Below are 26,735 nucleotides of genomic sequence, written 5' to 3'. Positions count from 1 at the left end.
CAAACATTCGACCGACTGTTTTTGCCTTAAGCTCACAAAAGCCGAAGCTTTCATATTAGAATACTTCGGTTGATTATTTGGGAAATCATTCCCTTCATATATTGGGAGCATTTATGCGTACCGAATATACCGGTCTCATTAATGAAAAATTCATCGGTCAAACGGTAACCCTCTACGGTTGGGCTCACCGTCGTCGTGACCACGGCGGAGTCATTTTTATCGACTTGCGTGACCGCGAAGGTCTTTTGCAAGTGGTTTGTGACCCTGATACCCCTGAAGTTTTCAAAACGGCAGAAGCCGTCCGCAATGAATATTGCTTGAAGGTGGTTGGTCTCGTGCGTGCCCGTCCCGAAGGCACCCACAACCCTGATTTGATCTCCGGCGGTGTCGAAGTACTTTGCCGTGAATTAACCATCCTCAATAAGTCCGAAACGCCTCCGTTCCATTTGGACGATGAAAATCTTTCCGAAACGACTCGCTTGACTTACCGCGTTTTGGATCTTCGTCGTTTGCAAATGCAACGCAATTTAAAATTGCGCTACAAGGTTGCTTTGGCTATTCGCAATCACTTGGACAAACAAGGTTTCATTGATATTGAAACCCCGATGCTGACACGCAGCACTCCGGAAGGCGCTCGCGACTACTTGGTTCCGAGCCGTGTCCATGACGGCCATTTCTATGCCCTGCCGCAATCGCCGCAATTGTTCAAACAATTGTTGATGGTGGCCGGCTTTGACCGTTACTACCAAATTGTGAAGTGCTTCCGTGATGAAGACCTTCGTGCAGACCGTCAACCTGAATTTACGCAGGTTGATATTGAAACATCGTTCCTGACGCAACAAGAAATTCGCGACATCATGGAAAACATGATTCGTGACGTTTTCAAAGAAACGATCAACGTTGACCTCCCTGATCCGTATCCGGTGATGTCTTGGCACGAAGCGATGACCCGCTTTGGTTCCGACAAGCCCGATTTACGTATTAAGGGTATTGAATTGCGTGAAATCACCGAACAGGCAAAGACGTCTGAATTTAAGGTGTTCCGTTCCGCCACCGAGTTGCCCGACGGCAAGGTTGTGGCCATGAACGTGCCTCACGCTGCCAGCATGCCGCGCTCTGAAATCGACTCCTACACGGAATTTGTGAAGATCTACGGCGCAAAGGGCTTGGCTTACATCAAGGTTAACGAAAAGGAAAAGGGCCGTGAAGGCTTGCAAAGCCCGATCGTAAAGAACCTCTCCGATGAACTTCTTGCTCATATCCTTGAAGTAACGGGCGCTCAAAACGGCGACGTCATCTTCTTCGGTGCCGACCGCGCTAAGATCGTCTATGACTCTTTGGGAGCCTTGCGCTTGAAGATCGGTCACAGCGAATTCGGTAAAGCGAATGGTTTGTATGAAGAAGGTTGGAAGGCCCTCTGGGTGGTCGATTTCCCGATGTTTGAATACGATGATGAAGAACATCGCTGGGTTGCTTGCCACCATCCGTTTACAATGCCTCACCCCGACCATGTCGACATGTTGAGTACTGATCCCGGCAAGTGCTTGGCTCAGGCCTATGACATGGTGCTCAATGGTTGGGAAATCGGCGGCGGTTCCATCCGTATCCACCGCGCAGACATTCAAAGCAAGGTTTTTGCCGCTTTGAATATCGGTCCGGAAGAAGCCCGTGCGAAGTTCGGCTTCTTGCTTGATAACTTGCAATACGGTGCTCCTCCTCATGGCGGTATCGCCTTTGGTCTTGACCGCATCGTGACGATTATGGCTGGTGCTCCTTCCATTCGTGACGTGATTGCATTCCCGAAGACTCAGCGTGCTCAGTGCTTGTTGACGAATGCTCCGGCCCCTGTGGACGAAAAACAATTGCGTGAATTGCACATTCGTTTGCGTAACCCGCAACCGGCCAAGGACTAATTGAAATAATTAGCCCATAATCAATAACGGGAACCGCTCATTTTGAGGGTTCCCGTTATTTTTCTCTTCAATTTGAATTAAAGACTAAACAACCATCCGCCGTCATGATCCCAGGGATCTTGAGTGACAGCGGTCTCTGTGACAACTCCATTTAAATCAAACTGCACCCAAAAAGCCATATCCATACCGCCGATGTCATTGAATCGATACATGAATGCCGTTTGGTCTTGGAGTTTGAATTCATACTCCTGAGCGCAATGCCCAAACATCTGATATACGTCCGCTTTGGTGTGCTTACCGGGGATCACTAATTTGAAATGATCCTCGTTCATGGTTTTCTCTTTGCCTATGTAATTTCCATTCTTATCAAAGCGCATCCAATAAACTTCCTGCCCGAAAGGCTGCATGGAATACACCAAAATAAAGCTGCCATCAGGCTGAGTCATCTTTGAGTCCGGCATTCCCAATTCGGTTAGCACCGCGTTTTCCGGTGTACCGACATCAATCAAATCAGGATGAGCGCACCCCGCTAAAATCAGCGCAGACATTGAAAGCGCGCAAATTTTAATTGTTTTCAATATTTTCATAAAAATTGCTCCTTGTCCTCTGTCTTGATTGTATGCCTATTCAGACCAACTGATAGAGATACTCGACTGGCTTTTTTGCTCACCGTATGTGGAGACCTTGAATTACAATACAAACATCTTGCTTAATAGGTAAACAGATATGACCGTTGTTCGTTTGGCGCTCGTCTCGACGATGTCGATTCAGTCAATCGCCACAGCCAGTACAGTAACTCTATCGGCTATTGCTCCACTGGTAGCCGCAGCCATTGGAATGCCCAGTTCCTTCATCGGCACATACGTCTGTTTTATTTATATCGGTGCAGCCTTTGCCGCTGTAGCCGGCGGGACAATGGTCACCCGTTATGGGGGCATCCATGTTTCTCAAGGTTGTCTGATTCTGGCAGCCATTGGGCTTATGCTTAGCGCCGTAGCGAATTTCTGGTGTATTTGTTTGGGCGGGCTTTTACTTGGACTCAGTTACGGCCCCATCACCCCGGCTTCCAGCGATATTTTGGCGCATACCGTACCCAAAGAACGGATGGGCTTTGTTTTCTCCCTCAAACAAACCGCCGTTCCTCTAGGTAGCGCTTTGGCCGGTTTTATTGTCCCAAGCGTTGCGCTTTGGGCTAATAACTGGCAGGCTGGCCCTCACGTAATGGCTATTTTTGCGCTTTCCGTCGCTTTACTTGTTTTGTATCACCGAAGCAGTTTAGATGATCACTTTGATCCACGATCACGCTTTAGTATTCACACTGTGTTAAACGCTTTGCGGCTGGTCACTTCCCAGGCCGGATTGCGCCGCATGTGTATCGTTTCCTTCGTTTATAACGGCACACAAATGTGTGTATTCAGCTACCTCGTCTCTTTCATGGTTGAAGATATTTCAATTCCGATTGTTTTAGCGGGGATGGCTTTGAGTGCCGCCAGCATCGGCGGAATGTGCGGACGTCTTTTTTGGGGAATTTTTGCTGACTGGATTCATTCGCCGAGATTAACCCTATCGCTGTTGGGCTTCTTAATGGCTGCCATGCTTGTCAGCGTAGGCTTTTTTAGCCCCCAAACAGCCACCATTTTGCTCTTAGCTGTATGTTTTTGCTTGGGTGGCTCAGCCATCGGCTGGAATGGAGTCTACTTAGCTCATGTCGCCAGAATCGCTCCGGAAGGGAAAGCTGGGGTAGCCACCGGCGGCACGCTCTTTTTCACCTTTGCCGGCGCTATTTTTCTGCCACTCATTTTTGGCGTTATTCACAATACGTTCGGCCAATACTTTGAAAGCTTTTACGCTACCGCCGCATTATGCGCTTTGATTGCTCTTTGGCTATTGATCAGTAAAACACCAGAAAACTAAGGATTATGCTGACATTCTTTGATGTCAGACTGAATTTCATCGATAAGAGCGTGGAAACTCTCTCGAACCTGCTTTTCGGAGCATCCGAGTACTAATGCGTCCTCTAATGCATCTTTAATCATTGAGCGCAACTCTTCATAGTTTTCATTCAAAACCATGACTTTTTCTGTACAGGAAACCGGACTGCCATCCGGCTTCTCCCAACGGGGAATAGCGTTTTTACTGTTGTCCATACGTTTTAAATCGCTCCATTACTTCTTGCATTTGAGCTTCAGACAACAACTTGGGTTCTCCGAGTTGACGAGTCAGTGTATACATGTGTGCCAAATTTTCAACTTCATGAGCAAGCTTTAACGCAGCGCTCAAACTACCGCCTACGGCCAACACCCCATGGTGAGACAAAAGACAGGCATTTTCTTTTTCAAGAGCCTCTGCCGCGATCTTTGCTAACTCTTCTGAGCCAAATAAGGCGTAGGGCGCGCATTTTATGCTATTGCCTCCGGCAACAGCCACCATGTAATGAAACGCCGGGATGCAAAGATCTTGGCAGGCAAGAGCCGTGGCATACACCGAATGAGTGTGCACAATGGCACTGACATCTTGACGGTGACGATAAACTTCTGCGTGCATTAGCCACTCACTTGAGGCTTTTCTTTGCTTAGCGAATTCTTCGTGCGGCAAACCATCCAGGGCTACAAAAACGATGTCCTGAGCAACAAGATCTTCATAGGCGATGCCTGTCGGCGTTATCCAAAAACCTTCTAATTCCCCAACTCGAGCACGCACAGAAACATTCCCGCTTTTATTAACATTAATGCCCAATGTATTCATGCTACGAGCGGTTTTAATAACAAGCTCTCTTAAATCTTTTTCCTGATGCACCATTACCCCCTAGCGTGAGCCCTTGCCCCTTCTGGGAATAGTCTTGTTAAAAACTCCGGTGCACATACGCCTCTTTCCGTGATAATTCCTGTCACCAATTTGGCAGGGGTTACATCAAAAGCCGGATTTTCAACATTAGTTTGCTCACTGATGATCCTGACGTCACAAGCATGTCCTTTTTTATCCAAGCCGCGAACAATCCGCAGCTCGTCTCCCGCTCGATTTTCTATTTTTATGCTGTGCTTGCCGTCTTGAATAGACCAATCGATCGTTGACGACGGAGCCGCCACATAAAAGGGAACGTCCATATCTTTGGCTGCGAGCGCTTTTAGATAAGTTCCAACTTTGTTGGCCACGTCGCCAATAGCCGTAATTCGATCAGCCCCAACAATAACCGCATCGACTTCACGATGCTGCATCAGATGGCCTCCGGCATTATCAGCAATCACGGTGTGGGGGATGCCGACACCAGCCAACTCCCAAGCGGTCAACAATCCCTGTTCGCGAGGACGGGTTTCGTCAACCCAAACATGAAGAGGAATCCCCTGTTCAAACGCAATGTACACGGCAGACAATGCGGTACCGTAATCAACAGTTGCTAACCAACCGGCATTGCAATGGGTAAGAATATTGACCGGTTCACGCTTACGGGCGTAGATCTCCGCAATTACCTTCGCACCGTGAGTTCCGATGGCTCGATTAGTCAGAACATCGGCTTGAGTCATTTCCTTGGCCAGTTTATAGACCGCCGGCAAACGATCCTTTTGCGGCAATGAAATGACGCGTTTGACCACATGATCAACTGCCCATTGAAGGTTAACCGCGGTCGGTCGAGTCGCAATCAACTCACTTCTGACTTCATGAATAAAATCATCGCTCGCGTTATCGCGTATAGCCAACACAAGAGCCCAAACAGCGGCAATACCGATTAAGGGCGCGCCTCTTACTTTCATAGTCGCGATGGCATCTCGCACTTGTTGCCAATCATCAAGTCTTTCCTTCTTAAACTCGAAGGGCAACTTAGTTTGATCAATAATTCCTACGGCTTGACCATGTTCAATTGACCAAATCGTACGGGTGGGGATGCCGTTGACTTTCATATAAGACGTCCTGAAACTAGCTCTTAGTGAAAAAGAAGCTTCTTTCCCCTGTCAAACAAGGGAATTGAAGGATATCTTTTAATTTTAGCAAAGCCTCTCTTATCGCTTTAAGCAAAGTCGATTGGAGAAGCAATATTTTCTTACGGAAAAATAGGGAGTTAGGGCTTTTTTGAGTAAAATTGAGGGGTTAATTTTTGCTCGAAAGATTCTCTAATGGATACGTCCCACCAATTACGTGCAGCTTTGGCTCCTGAGAGTATCGCCGTTATCGGCGCCAGTGATCGTGAAGCCTCTCGCGGAGCGCCGCTATGGAAAAACCTAATCAGTGCCGGTTTTAGCGGAAGAATTTATCCTGTTAACCCCAAATACCGTTATTTAGGGGATATTCCTTGCTATCCAAGTATCAAAGCCATTGAAGACCACATTGATCTGGCTATTTTGGCCGTTCCCACAAAAACCATTGAGAGCGTTCTGGAAGATATCGCCTCTCATGGCACTCGTTGGATAGCTCTTGCCCCCAGTGATGCTTCCGTCACATCTGATTCGAATTGGCAAGCCAAAATTGTCAATAAGGCTCACGCTTTAGGGCTTCGCTTAATCGGAACCGACTGTCTGGGCATTATGCGCCCCAGCATGAATTTAAATGCTAGTTATTGGTCAGAGCTTCCGTTAGCCGGAAATGTCGGTTTTGCCGCTCAATCTGGCGTTATCGGCACTTCCCTTTTGGCAACTAAACGAATTCGAGATATTGGTTTCTCCACGCTAATTAACACCGGCGATGAAATTGATGTTTCAATGAGTGAGGTCGTTGATTTTCTTGCTCAAGATAAAGAAACCGGTGTTATCGTTTTGCACATTGAAGGTATCCGAAATCCCAGAGAATTCTTCTCGGCTGTTCGAGAAGCGGCCAAACACAAACCGGTCATTGTCCTTCGGGGCGGGAAAAGCCTTCAAGCCTCGCAACTTCTGGCTAGCAGAATGGGAGTGCCCGCCGGCGACGACAAGGTTTTTAATGCCCTGTTGGAACGAGCCGGCGCAATTCGAGTCTACGGTCTCGAAGAAATGCTTTCTGCAATTGAAATTTTTGGTCAAAAACGCCTCCCCCGCAGCAATCGCGTAGGCATCATCAGTAACGGTAGCGGATTCGGTGTTCTCGCCGCTGATGCCGCCTCAGAGTGTGACGTGAAAATTGCCACTCTGATTCGTACAACAACGGAAAAGTTACACAAGATTTTCGACAATCCGCTTCCGATGACTAATCCCGTCGACTTATGGGCTGACGCGGATTCCAGACGAATAAAGCTTGCCGTCGATGCTTTAAATAAAGATGAGAATGTTGACGCCATCATCATTGTGACGGCTCCGACATTTGCTGCGCCACTTGAGCGAGTTTGCGATGCCATCGCTTACGCAACAGATGCCAGCTATAAACCCATCATCACCGCTTGGATTGGAGAGTCTCAAACCATTGCGGCCAAAAAACGGCTGAAAGACCATCCTATTACCGTTTTAAAAAGCCCTGAGAGCGCAATAAAAGCGTTTTCATGGATGGCTCATTACGCCCAGTCACGACGTTATCTTGCAGCCACAATCGCCTCTGAAAGCGACCCATTGCCTGCAGATGAAAGGGCTATCCGAAACATACTGGAAGAAAATAAGAGTAACGAGCGTTACAGCTTAAATGAGTTGCAAACAAAGAAGCTATTGGCTTGTCTGGGCTTAACAGCTGCCACCGGTATTCTTGTGCAATCTCCAATTGAAGCGGTTAATGCTGCTAAAAATTTAGGCTTTCCTGTTGTTATCAAAGCCATTGCCAAGGGCGTAATACACAAAAGTAATGTCGGCGGAGTCGCGCTGGACCTCAAAACTGAAGAGGATGTTTTGAAAGCGAGCCAAAGCATTTTGGAAAGCGTTAAAAATAGGGCCCCTTACGCTCAATTAGAGGGACTTTATATCCAGCGTTACATCCGTCAACCTCATGGACGGGAAGTCAAAATTACCGTTCATACAGATTCTCGCTTCGGACCTGTTATCAGCTTTGGCGCTGGCGGCCATATGGGAGACATCTACAAGGACGATGTCTGTGAACTGCTTCCACTGACCAAGCCATTGGCTGCCGCACTCATCGAGAAGCCGACCGTAAGCACTTACCTCGGTGATTTCCGAGGTATGCCTGCTGCCAATAAAGAAGCTCTGGCTCAAATTTTGATGAGAATTTCCAAGCTCGTCACCGATTTCCCGCTTATCCGTGATCTAACGATTGATCCGCTTTTAGTCGATGAAGGTGGCTGTATTGTGTTAGACGCTCATATTGGCATATCTCCCAATAACTTAGACAAAGACGCATTGGCCTCCCACTTGACTTTAGCGCCGGAGCCATCTATCGATTCTGCTTGGCGAGACATCAAGGGCGGACAAATATCACTTCGCAGTATCCATGCTCAAGACTACGACTCTCTTCGTGACTTCTTGAAGCGACTTTCGCCTCAAACAACTTACTTGCGACTGCACATCTCTTCCAATGAGTTGGCTAGAGAAAAACTGATTGAACTCACAAATATTGATTACAACAGAGAAGTAGCGATTGTTGCGTGTGACACCGAAGAGCCTGATCTCATTCATGGCGTTGCTCGTTTTAAGCGTATGCCTGGAACATCATTTGCAGAGTTCGGTGTAGTTGTTGAAGATGAATGGCAGCGGCGCGGTTTGGCCTCATTACTCATGAAAGAGCTTATCGAACAAGCAAAAATTATGAAACTTACCGTCCTCATCGGTTATGTTTTACGCGGCAATGACGGGATGTTCGCATTAATGGATTCGCTCGGATTTGTCCGCCATGAGGATGAAACTCTTGACGATGCTTTCGTTGTCTACACGCTGAATTTAGAGTGAGAAAATATGTCTGATTTAACTGTCAGTGTACAAAACGGTATTTGTCATTTAGTGATTTCTCGCCCGGCTAAACGCAACACAATTGATGCAGCAACATGTTTGAGTTGGGTAAAAGTTTTAGCACAAGCCCAAAAAGATGATGCTGTTCGCTGTGTGATCATAAGCGGCGAGGAGACTGTCTTTTGCGCCGGTGCAGATCTTCAAGAATCATTACACAGAGATGAAAAGATTCAACAGGCCTACGATACACTCATTGAATCGATGATCGCCTTTGATAAACCGATTTTGGCTGCCGTCCAAGGCCCTGCTGTTGGACTAGGCGTAGCCATTCTTTGCTTCTGTGACATGGTTTACTGCGGAGAAAAAAGCCTTTTTTCAGTCCCCTTTACTGCATTAGGCCTGACACCGGAATTCGGACTGACATTTAGCCTTTGTGAAAAAGCAGGCTTTAAGAAGGCAATGGAAAAATTATTGCTTAGTGAACCAATTTCTGCCTTTGAAGCGTTGCAAATGGGAATTGTCACCTCAGTCTTTAAGGATGAGGATGTATTAAAAGAGACGCTTGCTCGTGCCGCTCGTTTAACCGTACTGCCTCCGGGAAGTCTTAGAGCTACCAAAGCCCTAATGAGAAAACATCAAGGGATCGCTATTCGTGAAGCATTAAATGCAGAGCACGATGCATTGACCCAAAGGCTTCAAAGCGATGAAGTCAAAGAAGCGTGTCGAGCCTTTGAAGAAGGCCGTAAACCCGACTTCAGCGTCAGCTCCCACTAGGAGAATAAATAATGGCAATGATTGAAATTCAACATGTCAGCAAATGGTACGGCGAAAACTTCCAAGTCCTTAAGGATTGCACCGCCAGTGTTGAAAAAGGCGAAGTGGTCGTTGTCTGCGGTCCGTCCGGCTCCGGAAAATCAACGCTGATTAAGACCGTAAACGGACTAGAGCCTTTTCAGGAAGGCAGAATCATTGTCAATGGCATTGATGTCGGCAATCCCAAAACAAATTTGCCGAAATTGCGACAACATATCGGGATGGTTTTCCAACATTTTGAACTTTTCCCCCACCTCTCCATCATCGACAACCTGACTTTAGCGCAAATGAAAGTGCTAGGTAGAAGCAGGGATGAAGCAACAGAAAGGGGGTTAGGTCTCCTAGAACGCGTCCATTTATCTCAACAAGCCTTGAAATTCCCCGGTCAACTCTCAGGCGGTCAGCAGCAACGTGTCGCCATCGCCCGAGCGTTGGCAATGGATCCCGTCTGCATGTTGTTTGATGAGCCAACCTCTGCACTTGATCCTGAAATGATTAACGAGGTACTCGATGTCATGGTGGAACTCGCTCAAGACGGCATGACAATGATGGTTGTTACTCATGAAATGGGATTTGCCAGACGCGTTGCTGACAGAGTCTTATTTATGGAAAGCGGTGAGATTCTGGAAAATGCCCCGACACAAGAATTCTTCACTCAACCTAAGAGTGAAAGAGCCGTACAATTTCTATCGAAAATTCTCAATCACTAAGAAAAAAATAATGAATACGCTGAGTTATGATTGGGAAAGTAGAAGGATCTTTTAATAATGATTGAGCACGCTCACACAAATAATTCCACCTTAGCACTAGCCAGAACGGTTTTAAGCAGAGAAGCCGAAGCTCTGACTAACCTCGCCGATCGTTTAGGCGATACTTTTTTAAAAGCCGTGCAATGTCTTTTAAATTGTAAAGGGCGTGTTGTTGTATCCGGCGTTGGCAAAAGTGGCCATATCGGTTGCAAACTGGCTGCGACGTTAGCCTCTACTGGGACACCTGCCTTTTTCGTTCATGCGGGTGAGGCTGCCCACGGTGATCTTGGAATGATCACGAAAGACGATGTCGTCATCGCCATTTCCAACTCTGGGACGACTAATGAACTTTTAACCATTGTTCCGGTTATCAAGCGCGAGGGAACTCCCCTGATTGCCATGACAAGCGCGCCGGATAGTGCACTGGCTAAATATGCTGATATTCACTTAGATGTCGGTGTCAGACAAGAAGCTTGTCCTCTTGGTCTGGCTCCGACCACCAGTACAACGGCAACACTTGCGTTGGGAGATGCTTTGGCAGTTGCCTGCCTTCAAGCCAAGGGATTCACCTCGAATGACTTTGCGCGTTCGCACCCCGGTGGTGCCTTAGGTCGCCGATTACTGATTCATGTTTCCGATGTCATGAGAACCGGCGAAAAGGTACCTAGCGTACTCAATACGGTGTCTGTTTTGGATGCTGTGCGCGAAATTACGCTCAAGCGCATCGGCATGACTGCCATCGTCGACAAAGACAATTGTGTTCAAGGTATCTTTACCGAAGGCGATTTGAGACGACTGATTGAGCGAATGGGCGACATTCGCCAAGTCTGCATCGCCGATGTTATGACTCCCAGTCCCAAAACGATTGCGAAGACTGCGTTGGCCGCTGAGGCTGCCCACATTCTTGATCGTTCTCTTTGTAATCAATTGCTGGTCGTTGATGAAGCAAACCACCTCATCGGTGCATTGCATATTCACGATCTTATGACAGCCAAAGTACTATGACACTCACAGAAAAAGCTAGAAAAATTAAGTTACTGATTTGCGATGTCGATGGTGTTTTAACTGACGGTAAAATTTACATCGGTAACGAAGGCGAGTTGTTCAAGGCTTTCGATGTTAAGGATGGCCTCGGCATCAAGATGTTGTTGGCTAATGGCGTTGATGTTGCAATCCTAACGGCCAGAAGTTCTGAAATTCTCAAACGTCGCACGCATGAATTGGGCATCACCAATGTCCTTCAGGGACAGCGCGACAAGGTAAAGGGACTTGGAGAACTTCTCACTGCCACGGGGTTGTCGCCCGAAGAAATCGCTTATATTGGCGACGATTTGCCTGATTACGCCGTTATCCAAAAGGTAGGCTTAGCCGCTTGCCCAAGCAACGCCGTTGAAGAAATTGTTCAATTGGCCGATTTTAAGAGCCAATACAGTGGAGGAGCCGGTGCTGTTAGAGAATTGGCAGAGTTCATTTTGAAGACTCAAGGAAAATGGGAAAGTACTTTGGAAAAAATGTTCCTACACCCTGATCCTAACGCCAGGCATCGCTACTAATTGAGAGAAAGAATGCGAGAAAGACTGACTGCCATTATCGCTATTATTTTGTTGCTGCTTCTCATTGCGGCCAGCTACTGGTACGCCATGCAGGCCTCTTTTAGCAAATTGCGATACATCCCGAGTGAAGAATCTCCGGATTTCATCGCTTCTGAAGCAACTATTGTTACGTTTGATGAAAACGGCGTTGCCAAAAATCGCTTACAGGCTGAAGAATTTCGGCATTTTTCCAATGATTCCATCACCATGGTTAAGCCCCAGGCTACAACCGTCTCTCCAGATGAACCGATTACACACGCCCAAGCTTTAAAGGGGCATAGCAGTGATGCAGGAGAAACTTTTGTGTTTGAGGGTGATGTCGTTGCCTCAAGAGCGGCCAGTGGTCAAACTGCCGCAACTCGCCTTGAAACCCAAAGCATGACGGTATACACAGACACTAATCGCTACGAAACGGATGACAAGGTCGATATATTCAGCGGCAACGACAGAACTCATGGTACGGGGATGGTTTTTGACAATATGTCCCGAACTGTTGAACTGAAAAGCCGAGTTACTACGGTGATAGAACCTCAGGGAAGCTCAAAGAACTTGCTTCCTTAAACACCCCAGGATTTGAGATGAAATTTTTAACTGTTTTTGCTCTGCTTTTAGCTTTAGCCGTTCCGACCGTGCAGGCCGAAAGCCGTGATAGAGAAAAACCCATTGAGATTCAAGCTGATCACTTTTTTGGCGATGAATTGAAACAGGTCGCCACTTATACCGGTTCAGTTAGAGTTGATCAGGGGACTATGCGTTTAACCGGACAAAAATTAGTGCTTCAGGAAACCGCTCAAGGCTACAAAAAAGGAACACTCACCGGAGAATTAGCAACTTTTCGCCAAAAACGAGATCCCAAAACAAAGGGAATTGAGGAATGGGTCTCTGGCAAGGCTGAGCAAATCGTTTATGAGGAACGTACCGGCATTATTACCCTTACAGGCAAGGCACTGGTTGAACGATCCGAAAACGGAGTCGTTAAGGATCGTGCAAGGGGGAATAAAATCGTCTACGATACAATCCGCTCACGTACAATTATCCAAGGTAGCGAAGGCGGGCGAGCCAGTACCGTTATAGCTCCACGCAGCAGTACTCGCTAATGCTCAGTCGTACATTTACCCAAAAGGATTCCGATAGTGCCAACCAATGAAGAAAAACTAAGCTCCGTCCAACCGACGCAAGATGAGGTCGCTTCTGATAATCAAGAAAAAACAGAAGTAGAGGCTCCAGTCAATACGCTGAAAGCTATTGGTCTGAAAAAAAGATACGGCAGTCGTTGGGTTGTGCAAGACGTGTCGCTCGAAGTTAAAAGCGGAGAAGTCGTCGGTCTGTTAGGTCCAAACGGAGCCGGCAAGACCACAACTTTTAACATGGTCGTTGGATTGGTTGTCTCCGATGGAGGCTCTATTGAGCTTAATGGTCAATCTATCGCCCACTTGCCTATCTATAAACGCTCTCGTCTTGGTGTTTCCTATCTACCGCAAGAGGCTTCCGTTTTCCGTCGTATGACAGTGGAAGAAAACATCCGCGCCATTTTGGAACTTCAACAAGACGAGAACGGGAAAAGCTATTCAAAGGCTGAAATTGATAAAAAACTTGACGACTTGCTTGACGAGTTACAAATAACACGGTTGAGAACCAATACGGCCATGAGTTTGTCTGGCGGTGAACGTCGCCGAACCGAAATTGCCCGAGCACTGGCTGCGGAACCTAAGTTTATTTTGTTGGACGAACCTTTTGCCGGTGTTGACCCAATTGCTGTTATTGAAATTCAGCGGATTATTCGCTTCTTAAAAAACAGGGGTATCGGTGTTTTAATTACCGACCACAACGTCCGAGAAACGCTCGGCATTTGTGATCATGCCTACATCATCTGCGATGGCGGCGTCTTGGCTAGCGGTCATCCGAAAGACATCGTTCAAAATGAAGACGTGCGTAGAGCTTACTTGGGTGAAGCTTTCCGCATGTAGTGCGTGCTATGAATCAGATATATCAATATCTTTCATCTTCAAACGTTATTTTTTTCAATTCAATGCAACGCGCGACAAAAAAACGCGTGTTCGAAGAGGCTTGCTTAGCTTTTCAAATGTCAGGCGTTCCGCACACACAGGTCTTTGAAGCACTTTACGCACGGGAACGTTTAGGTAATAATGCCTTGGGAGCTGGAGTAGCACTGCCTCACTGTGAAATTGAGGGACTGAAGCAGCCCATCATCACAATTGTCCTTCTTCAACGTCCGATTCACGTTGACCCAACACCGTATGACACCAAACCGGTTGATATCTTCTTTTTCCTCATCGTCCCAAAAACAGACAATGACGATGAGTACTTGCCGCTTTTGCGCGAGTGCATCGCCATGATGGAAGATAAAACGTTGTGTGCAAAAATCCGAAAAGCAGAGAACGCCGTTGAGGTCTGTGCTTGTATCATGGATTGGGTTGCTCCCACTGTTTTAGCCCGAGAAAGTAAAGAAGACGCCCTTGAAAACGAGTGGGATATCCTTAACGAAGAAGTCAAAGCTCAACTCAAGCAAGAACAAGGCGTTACCTCTTTGACCGTGGCAGCTGTTGAAAACAATAGTTAAGCTTTCCGCTACAATAGTCTGACTTTGTGTGGGGGGACTTGTATGAAGCTTATTATTGTCACCGGTCTTTCGGGCTCAGGAAAATCTGTCGCCATCCGACAGTTGGAAGATTCCGGCTACTACTGCATTGACAATCTCCCTCTGTCTTTTCTTATCCCGGTTGCTAAAGCCCTGCAACAAACTCAGGACTATGTTGCTTTTGCTGTTGATGCAAGAAGTGACTTTGAGGGCTACGCTCCCGAAAAACTCATTGAGGAACTTAACGCACAAAAAGACTGGGATGTGCGCGTTTTATTTCTGACTGCCTCCACTCAGGAACTGATTCAACGCTTCTCTGAAACCCGACGCCGACATCCGTTAACGTTGCGCTTTAGCGCCGGTAATGAAAAAGTCACGCTCTCAGAAGTCATCACGAGAGAACGCGAGTTACTCGAGCCTTATAGTGTGCAGGCACACGTTCTGGATACAACTCACTTGCAAAGCAACACTCTGCGCACTTGGGTGAAAGACTTCGCCGATGCCCCTCATGCCGATCTCAGTTTGACGTTTGAATCGTTCGGTTATAAACACGGCATTCCCACCGCGGCAGATTTAGTTTTTGACGTCCGCAATCTCCCCAATCCTTACTACGATCCTCAACTGCGGCCACTGACGGGACAAGATGAAGCCATCGTTGAATTTATGCAAAAGCAGCCGATGGTCACTGAAATGGTTAAAGACATTGAGTTCTTCATCGAAAAGTGGTTGCCCAGCTACCAAGCAACAAACCGGCACTACTTAACCGTGGCTATTGGTTGTACGGGCGGTCAGCATCGTTCTGTCTATGTCGCGGAAACTCTAGCTAAATATTTTGCACAGAAACTTCCCTCTGTCGCCATCCGTCACCGCATCATCGGTCAAGCGAAAAAACCGGTAAAAGGTCTTCGTCAGACTCTCTAGCGAAAAAACGCTCTAGTAGACCTCTGATAGGAGCGGGAAGCCCAATGTCGGACAACTCTGCGACTTTTGCCCATCGCTCGTCGTTTTTCACTGTATCAGGGTTTTTGATATGAATTGCCCAAGGATGCAAGACGAGACGGTAGTGAGAAAAGTCGTGATGAAAACTTTCTAACCTTCGAATATTTTTAATCATGAAGCCTTGAGCAGAAAGCGCCTCCGAAATGTCTTCCTCCGACATTTCGCCTTCTCGTTCAGGCAAACTAAAAAGTCCCCGCCAAACACCCCGGGCCGATCGTTTTTGCAGCAAACAACCGTCCTCATGCCAAAGAAGGAAAAAAGTCCTCTCTTTTTCCAAACGATTAAGCTTTTTTCTGGGAGCTGGAATATCCCCTTGTTTGCCATTCAGTAAAGCTTGACAAGTTTCTCGAAATGGGCAAATGACACACTTAGGGGTTCTTGTACAAACTGTGGCGCCTAAATCCATTAGCCCTTGTATATAGGCTTCAATATCATTTTGAGGTAACAGATTTTCAGCCAAATCCCACAGCTTTTTAGTTGTTTCACCATTATCAACAGGGGCGTCAAGACAAAAATAACGCATCAGAACCCTTTTGACATTCCCATCCAAAATAGTTTCCTTAGCCCCAAAGCTAAAAGCTACTATGGCCGCAGCTGTACTGCGGCCAACTCCTGGAAGGGACTCCCATTCAAGGCGAGTTGTGGGAAAGACGCCCTTGTGATCATAGACAATGATTTTTGCGCTTTTATGTAAATTTCTCGCTCGTGAGTAGTAACCCAATCCCGACCAATATTGCATGACTTCATCTTCAGAAGCCTCTGCTAAGGATTGGACGGTCGGGAAACGTTTCATAAAGCGATCATAGTATTCAATGACCGTAGAAACTTGAGTTTGTTGCAACATGATTTCGGAAATCCACCGTGCGTAAGGGTGTGCGTATTGCCAAGGCAAATGATGCCTACCATGGACTTTTTGCCAATCAATAAGTGTTTGAGAAAATTGTTCCGAGATCATGGATTTTTAGGAAAACAGTACAATAGCGAAATCCTTGCTGATTATAAAGACATGCCTCTTAATCTATTTACTTTTAAACGAGCCCTTTGCACCGCGTTAAGTCTGACTTGCTTGGTGAGTTCATCCTGGGCTAAAGAAACGCTTCCGAATGTTGAACTAACCGGGGGACTTCTTTTCCAAATCATTGCTTCAGAATTTGCTCTGCAGCGCAATGACCCTGCCACGGCATTTCAAACTTATATGCAAACCGCCCGAACAACAAAAGACCCTCGTTTGGCGAAACGCGCCTTTGAAATAGCAGACGGTGCTCACGCCTTTGAACAGGCTTCAGAAGCGGCACAACTTTGGGAGAAACTCTCTCCGTCAAATGCGGATGCTCAATTGGCTAATACGCTGACTCAAATCCGCCAGGGCGATTTGTCTGAAAAGCGGCAGCAGAGCGCAAAGGATCTCATTTTAAGTGCGAAAAACCAGCAAGAACGCCTAAAACGGTTTCAAGCGATTGCTCTCCAAGCTCAGTTCAGCTCAGCCCAACCTCAACAGATACTGACCTTTTTGCGTCCTTTGGCAAGTTTGTGCAAAGACCAGAAAGAGGCAGCATTGACACTAGCCAAGCTATATCGCCGAACAGGCAATGCGGAACTCGGAGAACATTTTGCAAAAATTGCTTGGCAACAACTTCCCGATAGTACGGTTGCACTTTTGGAATACGCCGATACGCTCATCGCAAAAGAACCGCTTAAAGCGGTCAGTACTCTTGAAAATTTCGTCAAACGTCACCCAAAAGACTACGATGCTCAACTGGGTTTAGCTAAAGCTTATGCACGTACACAGAATAAAAAAGGCGTAAAAAAACAAATCCAAATTTTGGATCCTTTCTCACAGAAGATGCCTAATTTGGCTTTTACTCTAGCCAGTATTTGCGATACTGTCGGACTATTGGATGAAACTAAGCGATATTTAATGACCTTTGAGCGTCTGGCCAAAGAGCAAAAAGTTTCTCTTGAAAGACTTCCCAGAACCTATTTATCTCTTGGGATGATTGACTATAAACAACGTCATTTCTCCGCTGCTGCGGACTGGTTTAGTCAAGTGGATCAGTCCAGTGAATTCTTCCCGCAGTCTCGTTTATTTTTAGCTCAAGCATTCGCTGCGGAAAAGCATTTTGATGAAGCAATTGACGTTCTTGATAAAACAAAAGTTAATGATCAACTGAAAACAGAGTTCCTCCATAAACGTGCTCAGATACTTTACGAAGCCGATCGACTGCCGCAAGCTTATGAAGCAATGAAAAAGGCTTTGTCCACTGACAAAGATAATGCTACGTTACTTTTCCAGTGCGCCGTTATTGCCAATGAGATTAAACGCATTGATGAAGCTGAGAAATATTTACAAAACGCGATTGAACTCTATCCCGATAACGCCAATTTCTACAATACGCTGGGTTATCTTTGGGTAGAAAACGGCGTCAAGCTGGATCAAGCCAAGCTGCTCATTGAAAAAGCTCTTCGACAAGAACCTGAGAACCCTGCCTTCTTAGATTCCATGGGTTGGCTTTATTTCAAACAAGGAAGTCTCAAGCAAGCTCAAAATTATTTGGAAAAAGCCGCCAAATTGTCTAATGACAAAGAAATACTGCTGCACCTTGCTGAGGTTTACCAAGCTCAAGGGGAAACACCCAAAGCGATGGATATCCTTCGACCCATGCTCAAAGAGAATGCGGAAGATCAGGAGATTAACTCATTGATGGATCGGTTACATCTGCGTTTTTAGGTAAAAAATGACTTTTAAACTTATCGCCACCGGCATTGCAAGCATCTTGTTGACAGGGTGTGTCGCCCTGTCCACTCCCGAACTTGAGCAATCTTGGCAAGGTCGATTTTCATTGATTGCACGTTCTGCCTCTCAGCAGGAAAATCACAGCGGCCGTTTTACATTAACGCAAGCTAACACAGATTTAACTATTTTGGATTTAAAAAGTGCTTTAGGGAACACTTTGGCGAGAATCACGCGAACTCCCACAGAAGTATCTTTGGAGACGTTAGGCAATCCGACCGTGTACGCCAACGACGCCGAGTCGCTTTTACTAAAGAGCCTCGGGTTCAGCGTACCAGTTGATGGACTAAATTATTGGATCGACGGTAAAGTTATTCCCAACCAGACGGCATCCACCATCCCCAGTGCTCCCCCTTATAATCAAGTCAAACAAAGCGGTTGGTTGATCACCTATGAAAATTACGATGAGTCGGGCTTACCCAAACGTATAAGATTGACGAGAGAAGCAACCTCTTTTGCCCCTAGCATTTCTGTTCTTCTTGTTGTCTCGAGCCGAGATCATGATTCTTAATTTGCTTGCTCCAGCTAAATTGAATCTTTTTTTGCATATCGTTGGTCGTCGACAAAACGGTTACCACGAGTTGCAATCTGTTTTTGTTTTGGTAGACCTTTGTGACACCATCAGCTTATCCGCTCGCAATGACCCTGAAGTCGTTCGTACTGGTGATATTGTCGGAGATCCATCAAAAGATTTATGTGTTCGAGCGGCTAAATTACTGCAACAATATACTGGCTCTTCTTTTGGAGCAACGATTAACGTTGTCAAACGCATTCCTTCCGGTGCAGGTATGGGAGGTGGTTCTTCTGATGCAGCCACGACACTGATGGGATTGAATCATCTATGGAATTTGCATTTAACAAAAGATGAACTGATGCGTTTAGGGCTTCAATTGGGAGCTGATGTTCCATTTTTTCTTTTGGGAACAAATGCATGGGTTGAAGGTATTGGCGAAAAATTAATCCCCATTTCCATCCCATCCATTCCTTTTGCCATCATTTGGCCCGGAGTCAATCAAGCAACGGGAGAAATTTTTTCACATCCGGACTTGACAAGAAATACGAAATACGTCACAATGTCGATCCTCGACGCCGCTCAGCAATCTGGTGAGTGGATGAGATTGGGACACAACGATCTAGAACCGATCGTAAAAATTGTGAATCCCGAGGTAAATAAGTTGCTAACGGATTTACCTCAATTCCGCCTAACAGGCTCTGGCTCTGCAGTTTTTGCCGTGATGCCAAAAGATGAGGCGGAAAGGGTGTTTGAAAATTTGCCATCCAGTTGGAAACATTTTTCGGTAAAAAGTCTTACAATACACCCGACGTTGTCAGCATTATCATGCTGAACCAAAATTTGTAGGGGAGTCGCCAAGCTGGCCTAAGGCACCGGATTTTGATTCCGGCATTCGAAGGTTCGAATCCTTCCTCCCCTGCCAACTTTCGGGAGCAAGCATTGTTGTGCTAGCTCCCGTTTGTTTTTTTACGAAGCGGTTTTTAAGCCGCCAAATACTAACCGAAGAGTTCTCTCTTCCTAACTTTCGGCGAGTCATATCATGGTCCCAATGGTTCCGGACAATCTCATGGTTTTTACGGGCAATGCCAATCCCAAACTTGCCCATGCAGTCGCAGAACATCTCAATATTCCCCTTGGTGAAGCTGTTGTCAGTCATTTCTCTGACGGTGAAGTCATGGTGGAAATTGACGAAAAGGTCCGCGGTCGCGATGTCTTCATCTTGCAAAGCACCTGCTCTCCCACCAATGACAATTTGATGGAATTGATGATTATGGTTGATGCGTTGCGTCGAGCTTCTGCACGCCGTATCACTGCTGTGATGCCTTATTACGGCTACGCACGTCAAGATCGTCGCCCGCGCTCGGTTCGAGTGGCCATCTCCGCCAAAGTGGTTGCCAATATGCTCCAATCCGTTGGTGTCGACCGTGTTTTGACGATGGATTTGCACGCTGACCAAATTCAAGGCTTCTTCGATGTTCCGGTTGATAATATTTACGCAACGCCTATCTTGTTGCGTGAACTTCAAAGCCGTAACTATGAAAACCCTGTCGTGGTCTCCCCCGATGTCGGCGGCGTTGTTCGCGCTCGTGCCATGGCGAAGTCCCTCAACACGGACATGGTCATCATTGATAAGCGCCGTCCACGTCCCAACGTGGCAGAAGTGATGAACCTCATCGGTGAAGTGGCTGGCCGCACTTGCATCATTACCGACGATATCGTCGATACCGCCGGAACACTTTGCAATGCTGCTAAGGCACTGAAAGAACGCGGCGCAATCAAAGTTTGTGCATACATTACCCACCCGGTTCTTTCCGGCCCGGCTATTGAACGCATTACGAATTCCGACTTGGATGAGTTGGTTGTCACGGATACGATTCCGTTACGTGAGGATGCCCTTAAGTGTCCGAAGATCACTCAAGTCTCTGTAGCTAATATTTTCGGTGAAACGATCTCTCGCATTGCTCGTGAAGACTCTGTGAGCGCTTTGTTCGAAAATTGCTAATGTGAATTTAAGGCGAGTCGGAAAAACGACTCGCCTTTTTGTGCAAAATCTGTACAATTGCACACTCGATTGTTTTTTAACAATCTTTTTTTGTTCCTAGTGGATGGTCGCGTCCCGGGAATTTTAATTTTGGAGAAATCTTATGAAAATCATCGCCACCACGCGTCAAGCGCAAGGTACGGGTGCGAGCCGCCGTCTGCGCCGCGCCGACAAGTTGCCCGGTATTGTTTACGGCGGCAACGTTGCGGCCACGCCGATCGAGCTCGAACACAATCCTATTTTCTACGCCTTGCGCAAGGAAAAGTTCCACACCTCGATTTTGACGATGGAATTGGATGGTAAGGATCAGCTCGTTGTTTTGCGCGCTTTCCAAATGCATCCGTACAAGCCGCAAGTCATGCACATTGACTTCCAACGTGTCAATGCTGATGAACCGGTGACCATGAGCGTGCCGTTGCACTTCTTCGGTGCTGAAAACAGCCCGGCCGTTAAGATCAGCAAGGGTCTCATCAACCACGCTCGCAGCTCTATCGAAGTCAGCTGCTTGCCGAAGGACTTGCCGGAATTCATTTCTGTTGACTTGTCTGGTTTGACCGCTCAAACGACGATGCGCGTCTCTGACATCGCATTGCCGGAAGGTGTTTCCGCTGTGGTTCACGGCAATGAAGACCCGGTTGTTGTGTCTGTCGTTGCTCAAGTCGAAGAAGAAGAAGATACGACTGCTGATGCTGCCGCTGCTGACGCCGCTGCTCCTGCTGCTGCAGCTGCGCCCGCCGCTTCTGAAGCAAAATAATTTTCGACTAGACTCGAAAAAAGGGCGCCTCGGCGCCCTTTTTTTATAACCGAGCTCGATACAAAAATATAGAATTGCTCCCATCTTTAATATGGATATCTGATATATGCCTGCGATTCGATTAATTGTTGGTCTGGGAAATCCCGGTATTGACTACGCCGACACCCGTCACAATGCGGGCTTTTGGTTCTTGGATCAACTTGCCCAAAGAGAAAAAGTTTTTTTTCATGAAGAGAAAAAATTTCAAGGCGAAGTCGCTCGGGTTCGTTTAGCTGGGCAGGATATTTGGCTTTTAAAGCCCACAACTTTCATGAATCGCTCAGGACAAGCCGTCGTTGCTCTGGCCCTTTACTACAAGATACTTCCGGAAGAAATTCTTGTTGTCCATGACGAGCTTGATTTGATGCCTGGGTGCATGAAATTGAAAAAAGGCGGCGGAAACGCCGGTCATAATGGCCTAAAAGATATTACTGAAAAACTTTCCACACCGAACTTTTGGAGACTCCGTTTAGGTACCGGCCACCCGAGATCTTTAGGAATGGCGCAACCCGTCGCTGATTTTGTTCTGCATGCTCCAAGTTCTGAGCATAAAGAGATGATTCAAGAGTGTATTGCTGCTGCTCTTAAAACAACCAATGACATTGCCTGTGGTGATATGGCTCGAGTTCAGCGTTCATTGGCGAAATACGGTTCTCCTAAGCCAAAAACAAATCCCGAAAAGAATGAGGAACAATAATTGGACAAGTGCCCTCCGATCATCCTCGTTAGTGCCTGTCTTTTGGGACAAAAAGTTCGCTTTGATGGACAAAGTCGACCGGCCGATCTTGGTTGTTTAATCAATAAAGGCTGTCTTCTCTTACCTATCTGTCCTGAATGCGCGGGCGGCTTACCCATCCCGCGCAGCCCTTGTGAAATTGAGTTTTCAGGTAATGCTAAAGGGGTCTTAGATAAACAGTCGCGCGTTTTAAGTGTTAACGGTCGCGATTGTTCCGATCAATACCGCAAAGGAGCTTTGCATTGTTTAAAGACAGCCCAAAGCATTAATGCTTCTTTTGCGCTATTAAAAGAAAAAAGTCCGGCCTGTGGGGTTTGTTTTATTCATTCTGGAAATTTTGACGGACAAATTAGAGAGGGTCGGGGAGTTTTAGCTGAATTGCTCTACCAATCAGGAATAAAAATTTTCAGCGAAAACCAAATTCACCAATTAATGCTTGCAATTGAAAAATCTTGATTTTCGCCTCAATGACTCTCTCGTAGTATCACATGTCAATGCTAAAATGCACGCATTAACTTTTTGGAAATAAAATCATGGGATTGAAATGTGGAATCGTCGGTTTGCCCAATGTTGGCAAATCCACCATCTTTAACGCTTTAACTAAAGCGGGCATCGCAGCAGAAAACTATCCTTTCTGCACGATTGAACCCAATGTCGGCATTGTTGAAGTTCCCGATAACCGACTCCAACAGCTAGCCGATATCGTACATCCTGCCCGAATTGTTCCTGCTGTTGTCGAATTTGTAGACATTGCCGGTCTTGTTGCCGGCGCCAGTAAGGGTGAAGGCTTAGGCAATCAGTTTTTAGCCAACATTCGTGAGTGCGATGCCATTGCCCATATCGTTCGCTGTTTCAATGACGACAACATCGTTCATGTCGCCGGTCACGTCAACCCCACGGAAGATATTGAAGTTATTAATACGGAATTAGCTCTGGCGGACTTGGCAACGGTTGAGAAGATGCTTAATAAATACTCTAAGCAAGCTCGCCAAGGCGGAGACAAAGAGGCTTTGAAATTGGTTACGGTCTTGGAAAAAATCCAACCCGTGCTCAACGAAGGCAAGCCGGCTCGTCAGGTATCGTTGACGCCTGAGGAAAAGGCCATTATTAAGCCTCTTTGCCTTTTGACTGTTAAGCCAACCATGTACGTAGCCAACGTGGATGACAGCGGCTTTGACAATAATCCCTTGCTCGATGCCGTCAAAGCATTTGCTGCTAAAGAAAATGCTCCCGTGGTGGCTTTATGCGCAAAAATTGAGAGCGAAATCGCAGAATTAGACGAAGAGGATAAAGCCCTCTTCTTGGAAGACATGGGAATGCATGAAGCAGGTTTGGATCGCGTCATTAGAGCCGGCTATGACCTGCTTGGTCTGCAAACATACTTTACGGCCGGCCCTAAAGAGGTTCGTGCCTGGACGATTCATAAGGGAGACACTGCTCCTCAAGCCGCCGGTGTGATTCATACTGACTTTGAACGTGGATTCATTCGCGCTCAGACTATTTCATTTGATGATTACATTTCTCATCATGGTGAAAAAGGTGCTCAAGAAGCCGGGAAAATGCGAGCTGAAGGAAAGGATTACATCGTTCAAGACGGCGATGTCATGAATTTCCTCTTTAATGTTTAAAATAAAAAGAGGGATCGTTACGATCTAACCGATAGACATTTAGGTACATTTTTATTAGACCTTAAATTATGGCAACTGTTCTTGCGAAACGTCGTCGAGAATTTGGTGAACGGTTAAGAACCGAACGGGAACGTTTGGGCTATACCGAATTGCAAATTGCCCAGCTGCTTGGCGTACCCTTGGAAATGTACCAAAAGTATGAGTTGGGGCAAGAAGATCCGGGAATTTTCAGGATGCCCCGACTCAACGACTGTGGTTTCGATATTCTCTTCATTATCACTAGTGAGCGCCACAATCCCGTTGAGGAAGAAAGTGAGCTGCTGGCCCGTTTCAGAGAACTCTCTAACCGTGGAAGAGATTCTATTTTCATGACGCTTGACGCTCTCGAGCGTCTTGCTCCTAACTTGCGTCAAACCATTCGAAATAAGTGGCGCAATAAATAGTGCTCTTTTGGCTCTGCAACGGATCGCATTTCGTGCTATGTTTGGCAAAGTGGTTCTGTGTTCTGGACAAATCCCATGCGTATTATCCGCAAAATTCTCTGGGTGATCTGCATATTGGCGCTGTTGGCAATTGGCAGCGTCGTTGCCCTGTATTTCCTGGTTACCCCTGCATCCGTTCAAGATCGTTTGCAATCGTCCTTAAATCAGATGGGCTTTGTCATGCGCGCAAACGAACTTCCGACCGTTAGGGTTTTACCAACGATATCGGTTGAGCTGCCCAGCGCGCAACTATTTGACTCCCAAAACAAACTGATTGCCATTTACCGTTCTGCTCACTTTAACGTAAGCCCTGTTTGGCTTATTTTCGGCCAAATCCATATTGAGAAGATCTTGGTTGACGGATTTTCGTTGCAAGAAACGGAATGCCCGTCATTGCCTGAATGGTTGAAAAATAATTCAACAACCGACACTGCTCTTATTGATGGTTTGACGGTTGAATCTATTGAATTCAACGACTCCGACATTCACCTGAAGCATGACGGAAGGCTGTTCAATCTTCAAAATTTAAGAGCAGTTATCTCTGGCCCTGCTCCGCAGATGCATGCGCCGGTTGCACTCAGCACACAGATTCAGATATTGCCTGAAAATCTCCTCCTGGATGTACAGGCAGGCTTTTCTTTGGACCTGAATTTAGCTTCTGGCAAAGTCGCCATTGAAAATCTTTCCGTTCAAACCAGCGGAACCCAACAAGGCAAATCTTTCCAAGCGCAATTGGATTCACCTCTGACCCAATTGTCCGCTGAGGCCATTTACACAAAAACCGCAAAAGTACAAATAACCGGTGATCAATCCCTTGGTGACGTCTCTTTGTCCGTGGCTGAATTACACATCAGCCAAGACAGTTGGCAAGCTCCTGACTTCCATATTCAATACAACAAGGGAGCAGGAGATCAGACTTTGAAAGTTGATTTGCGTTCACCCATCATTTTTGACACAGCAACAACTTTCACTACTGCCGATCATATCCAAGGATCAATTTCCTTGCCTGAACAAGCAGAGAGCATTCCCGTCTCCGGCAATGTGAAAATTGATTGGAATAAAGAAAAAATTCATAGTGAAATCTTTGCCAGACTTCACGGAGCGCCTATGACATTTCGAGGCGAGAGTGCTGGCTTTGATTTCCCTGACATCAAAGGAGACCTTGTCTTTGGCCGACTGGAATTAAGTGATTTATCTGTTTTCAGATCACTACAAAGAGCTCAAGCAACTTTACCAGCAACGTTACTGCCCCAGCAGTCGGAAGTTCAAACAAGTGCGTCTAACGAAGCGAACGTTGAAGCGCAACCGTCAGAACTTTCTTCCTCCGGCAGCCAAGAAGATACCTCCGTTGAAACAACGGTTGAGACTGACACATCTCGTGTCTCTCAGGCGGATGGAGATCAGAGTGAAGTAACCAAAGAACACTCTCACGAAGGCTCAAATGAAGTCTCTTCAGTAGCTACTTCGGAAATTAGCGATCATGAAACCGCGGACATTGATTCATCTTTACCCTTTGACTTTTTGAACCACTTTGACTTCAACGGTTCGATAGTGATTGGTGAGTTATCGACTGGACCGGTTAAATTAGTGCAGCTGAAATCGAATATGCAGATTCAGAAGGGTGTTTTAAAACTCCCCAAAGCCAAAGCTCTAACATACGATGGTAAGACCGAATTAGATGTTCAGTTGAATGCCCAAGGCCACTGGAATGTAGTTTATCGAGGCGAAAGCATTAACCTGTCCTCTCTTCTCAATGATGCAAGCGGCAATAGTAAGGTGGGAGGAATATTGAACCTGCAGGCCAATTTGTATGGCGGAGGCTTTACGCAGCAAGCTTTAAATGGGCAAATCGGTTTTTCTGCGTCACAGGCCAAACTTTTTGGATTTAATCTCGAAGACGCGACAGTTGCCTTAAAGCAATATAAGGAACCCGAGCAGAAGAATGATCTTTTTACAGAAACAGAACATTTTGGCGGTGTTGTGACGATACACGATGGTCGGGCAGTTATTGACAATTTAGGGGTGAATTTCGGATCTTCACGCGCCCGGGGACAAGCTCAAGTTGATTTAAACAACCATTCACTAACTGGACAATTAACGGGCAGAAGCAATGGACTGGATTTGACTATTAATTTGGCCGGCCAATGGCAATCACCAATTGCGGTGTTAGATACTGAGCAAATCCGCAAGGCGAATAATCTTGTTGCCAAACCGCAACCGAAGGAAGAAAAGAAACCGTCCGGCTGGGACAAATTGAAAGATTTCTTCAGAAATCGTTTCTAATAACGAGAAGGAGT

At 46.5% G+C, this 26,735-nt stretch carries 27 protein-coding genes and 1 tRNA gene; 23 read left to right on the top strand and 5 right to left on the bottom strand.

Going from position 1 to position 26,735, the window contains the following annotated elements; all coding sequences use genetic code 11:
• Positions 1 to 113 precede the first annotated feature (113 nt).
• Positions 114 to 1,913 carry an aspartate--tRNA ligase gene (gene aspS, locus NW199_RS04745; protein WP_022472559.1) on the top strand — a complete coding sequence of 600 codons (1,800 nt, stop codon included), beginning with the start codon at positions 114 to 116 and terminating at the stop codon, positions 1,911 to 1,913.
• Positions 1,914 to 1,990: 77 nt separating this feature from the next.
• Here the strand turns inward: aspS and NW199_RS04740 are convergent, their stop codons facing one another.
• Entirely contained in the window at positions 1,991 to 2,500 is a 510-nt protein-coding gene (locus tag NW199_RS04740) for a hypothetical protein (RefSeq protein ID WP_258333782.1), read from the bottom strand.
• 139 nt (positions 2,501 to 2,639) lie between these two features.
• Here NW199_RS04740 and NW199_RS04735 point away from each other — a divergent pair, with 139 nt between their 5' ends.
• Positions 2,640 to 3,827, top strand: a complete 1,188-nt coding sequence (locus NW199_RS04735) for an MFS transporter (RefSeq protein WP_258333781.1) — start codon at positions 2,640 to 2,642, stop codon at positions 3,825 to 3,827.
• Here the strand turns inward: NW199_RS04735 and NW199_RS04730 are convergent.
• The 3 genes from NW199_RS04730 to mtnA are packed head-to-tail and all read right to left on the bottom strand — an operon-like array spanning position 3,824 to position 5,809.
• Entirely contained in the window at positions 3,824 to 4,060 is a 237-nt protein-coding gene (locus NW199_RS04730; protein WP_022472603.1) for a hypothetical protein, read from the bottom strand. The two genes, NW199_RS04735 and NW199_RS04730, sit on opposite strands and share 4 nt — an antisense overlap.
• Positions 4,047 to 4,712, bottom strand: a complete 666-nt coding sequence (locus NW199_RS04725) for a class II aldolase/adducin family protein (protein ID WP_258333780.1) — start codon at positions 4,710 to 4,712, stop codon at positions 4,047 to 4,049. Before NW199_RS04725 ends, NW199_RS04730 begins: the two co-directional genes overlap by 14 nt.
• Positions 4,712 to 5,809 (bottom strand): S-methyl-5-thioribose-1-phosphate isomerase, encoded by a 1,098-nt coding sequence (mtnA, locus tag NW199_RS04720; protein ID WP_249091568.1) that lies wholly within the window; start codon positions 5,807 to 5,809, stop codon positions 4,712 to 4,714. The genes NW199_RS04725 and mtnA overlap by 1 nt, the downstream gene beginning before the upstream one ends.
• A 213-nt stretch (positions 5,810 to 6,022) precedes the next feature.
• On the opposite strand from mtnA, the gene NW199_RS04715 reads away from it, so the two are divergent.
• From NW199_RS04715 to rapZ, 10 genes are all read left to right on the top strand, one after another.
• Complete coding sequence (locus NW199_RS04715) at positions 6,023 to 8,701, top strand: bifunctional acetate--CoA ligase family protein/GNAT family N-acetyltransferase (RefSeq protein ID WP_258333779.1); 2,679 nt, start codon at positions 6,023 to 6,025, stop codon at positions 8,699 to 8,701.
• A gap of 6 nt (positions 8,702 to 8,707) precedes the next feature.
• Positions 8,708 to 9,475, top strand: coding sequence for an enoyl-CoA hydratase-related protein (locus NW199_RS04710; RefSeq protein WP_258333778.1), 768 nt, complete (start codon positions 8,708 to 8,710; stop codon positions 9,473 to 9,475).
• A 17-nt stretch (positions 9,476 to 9,492) separates the two neighbouring features.
• Complete coding sequence (locus NW199_RS04705; protein ID WP_249091775.1) at positions 9,493 to 10,224, top strand: amino acid ABC transporter ATP-binding protein; 732 nt, start codon at positions 9,493 to 9,495, stop codon at positions 10,222 to 10,224.
• 57 nt (positions 10,225 to 10,281) lie between these two features.
• Positions 10,282 to 11,268 (top strand): KpsF/GutQ family sugar-phosphate isomerase, encoded by a 987-nt coding sequence (locus tag NW199_RS04700; RefSeq protein ID WP_249091570.1) that lies wholly within the window; start codon positions 10,282 to 10,284, stop codon positions 11,266 to 11,268.
• The gene (locus tag NW199_RS04695) at positions 11,265 to 11,816 is read left to right on the top strand and encodes a KdsC family phosphatase (RefSeq protein WP_258333777.1); all 552 of its coding nucleotides are present in this window, start codon (positions 11,265 to 11,267) and stop codon (positions 11,814 to 11,816) included. Before NW199_RS04700 ends, NW199_RS04695 begins: the two co-directional genes overlap by 4 nt.
• A gap of 12 nt (positions 11,817 to 11,828) precedes the next feature.
• On the top strand, positions 11,829 to 12,416 hold the full coding sequence (lptC, locus tag NW199_RS04690; protein ID WP_022472595.1) for an LPS export ABC transporter periplasmic protein LptC: 588 nt from the start codon (positions 11,829 to 11,831) through the stop codon (positions 12,414 to 12,416).
• A gap of 17 nt (positions 12,417 to 12,433) precedes the next feature.
• Positions 12,434 to 12,952, top strand: coding sequence for a lipopolysaccharide transport periplasmic protein LptA (gene lptA, locus NW199_RS04685; protein WP_258333776.1), 519 nt, complete (start codon positions 12,434 to 12,436; stop codon positions 12,950 to 12,952).
• A 138-nt stretch (positions 12,953 to 13,090) separates the two neighbouring features.
• Positions 13,091 to 13,822 carry an LPS export ABC transporter ATP-binding protein gene (lptB, locus tag NW199_RS04680; protein WP_249091776.1) on the top strand — a complete coding sequence of 244 codons (732 nt, stop codon included), beginning with the start codon at positions 13,091 to 13,093 and terminating at the stop codon, positions 13,820 to 13,822.
• 8 nt (positions 13,823 to 13,830) lie between these two features.
• Positions 13,831 to 14,436, top strand: a complete 606-nt coding sequence (locus NW199_RS04675) for a PTS sugar transporter subunit IIA (RefSeq protein WP_258333775.1) — start codon at positions 13,831 to 13,833, stop codon at positions 14,434 to 14,436.
• 42 nt (positions 14,437 to 14,478) lie between these two features.
• A complete protein-coding gene (gene rapZ, locus NW199_RS04670) occupies positions 14,479 to 15,375 on the top strand; it encodes an RNase adapter RapZ (RefSeq protein ID WP_258333774.1) in 897 nt (298 codons plus the stop codon).
• Here the strand turns inward: rapZ and mutY are convergent.
• A complete protein-coding gene (mutY, locus tag NW199_RS04665; RefSeq protein WP_258333773.1) occupies positions 15,326 to 16,408 on the bottom strand; it encodes an A/G-specific adenine glycosylase in 1,083 nt (360 codons plus the stop codon). The two genes, rapZ and mutY, sit on opposite strands and share 50 nt — an antisense overlap.
• 51 nt (positions 16,409 to 16,459) lie before the next feature.
• Here mutY and NW199_RS04660 point away from each other — a divergent pair, with 51 nt between their 5' ends.
• The 11 genes from NW199_RS04660 (at position 16,460) to NW199_RS04610 (ending at position 26,721) form a co-directional block, all read left to right on the top strand.
• Positions 16,460 to 18,181, top strand: a complete 1,722-nt coding sequence (locus NW199_RS04660) for a tetratricopeptide repeat protein (RefSeq protein WP_258333772.1) — start codon at positions 16,460 to 16,462, stop codon at positions 18,179 to 18,181.
• A gap of 7 nt (positions 18,182 to 18,188) precedes the next feature.
• Positions 18,189 to 18,755 carry an outer membrane lipoprotein LolB gene (locus NW199_RS04655; RefSeq protein WP_249091578.1) on the top strand — a complete coding sequence of 189 codons (567 nt, stop codon included), beginning with the start codon at positions 18,189 to 18,191 and terminating at the stop codon, positions 18,753 to 18,755.
• Positions 18,745 to 19,590, top strand: coding sequence for a 4-(cytidine 5'-diphospho)-2-C-methyl-D-erythritol kinase (ispE, locus tag NW199_RS04650; protein ID WP_258333771.1), 846 nt, complete (start codon positions 18,745 to 18,747; stop codon positions 19,588 to 19,590). The genes NW199_RS04655 and ispE overlap by 11 nt, the downstream gene beginning before the upstream one ends.
• A 12-nt stretch (positions 19,591 to 19,602) precedes the next feature.
• Positions 19,603 to 19,680, top strand: a tRNA-Gln gene (locus NW199_RS04645).
• Positions 19,681 to 19,806: 126 nt separating this feature from the next.
• Positions 19,807 to 20,760 carry a ribose-phosphate pyrophosphokinase gene (locus tag NW199_RS04640; RefSeq protein WP_249091777.1) on the top strand — a complete coding sequence of 318 codons (954 nt, stop codon included), beginning with the start codon at positions 19,807 to 19,809 and terminating at the stop codon, positions 20,758 to 20,760.
• 142 nt (positions 20,761 to 20,902) lie between these two features.
• The gene (locus NW199_RS04635; protein WP_258333770.1) at positions 20,903 to 21,553 is read left to right on the top strand and encodes a 50S ribosomal protein L25/general stress protein Ctc; all 651 of its coding nucleotides are present in this window, start codon (positions 20,903 to 20,905) and stop codon (positions 21,551 to 21,553) included.
• Between the two features lie 106 nt (positions 21,554 to 21,659).
• On the top strand, positions 21,660 to 22,289 hold the full coding sequence (gene pth / locus NW199_RS04630; RefSeq protein ID WP_022472584.1) for an aminoacyl-tRNA hydrolase: 630 nt from the start codon (positions 21,660 to 21,662) through the stop codon (positions 22,287 to 22,289).
• The gene (locus NW199_RS04625; protein ID WP_022472583.1) at positions 22,290 to 22,784 is read left to right on the top strand and encodes a 2-thiouracil desulfurase family protein; all 495 of its coding nucleotides are present in this window, start codon (positions 22,290 to 22,292) and stop codon (positions 22,782 to 22,784) included.
• A gap of 77 nt (positions 22,785 to 22,861) precedes the next feature.
• Positions 22,862 to 23,956 carry a redox-regulated ATPase YchF gene (gene ychF / locus NW199_RS04620; protein WP_022472582.1) on the top strand — a complete coding sequence of 365 codons (1,095 nt, stop codon included), beginning with the start codon at positions 22,862 to 22,864 and terminating at the stop codon, positions 23,954 to 23,956.
• A 68-nt stretch (positions 23,957 to 24,024) separates the two neighbouring features.
• Positions 24,025 to 24,399, top strand: coding sequence for a helix-turn-helix domain-containing protein (locus NW199_RS04615; RefSeq protein WP_022472581.1), 375 nt, complete (start codon positions 24,025 to 24,027; stop codon positions 24,397 to 24,399).
• 75 nt (positions 24,400 to 24,474) lie between these two features.
• Entirely contained in the window at positions 24,475 to 26,721 is a 2,247-nt protein-coding gene (locus NW199_RS04610) for an AsmA family protein (protein WP_258333769.1), read from the top strand.
• Positions 26,722 to 26,735: the final 14 nt, after the last annotated feature.

Source organism: Parasutterella secunda (genome assembly GCF_024733725.1).
Classification (GTDB): domain Bacteria; phylum Pseudomonadota; class Gammaproteobacteria; order Burkholderiales; family Burkholderiaceae_F; genus Aphodousia; species Aphodousia faecalis.
This window is presented reverse-complemented; position numbering and strand designations above follow the sequence as displayed.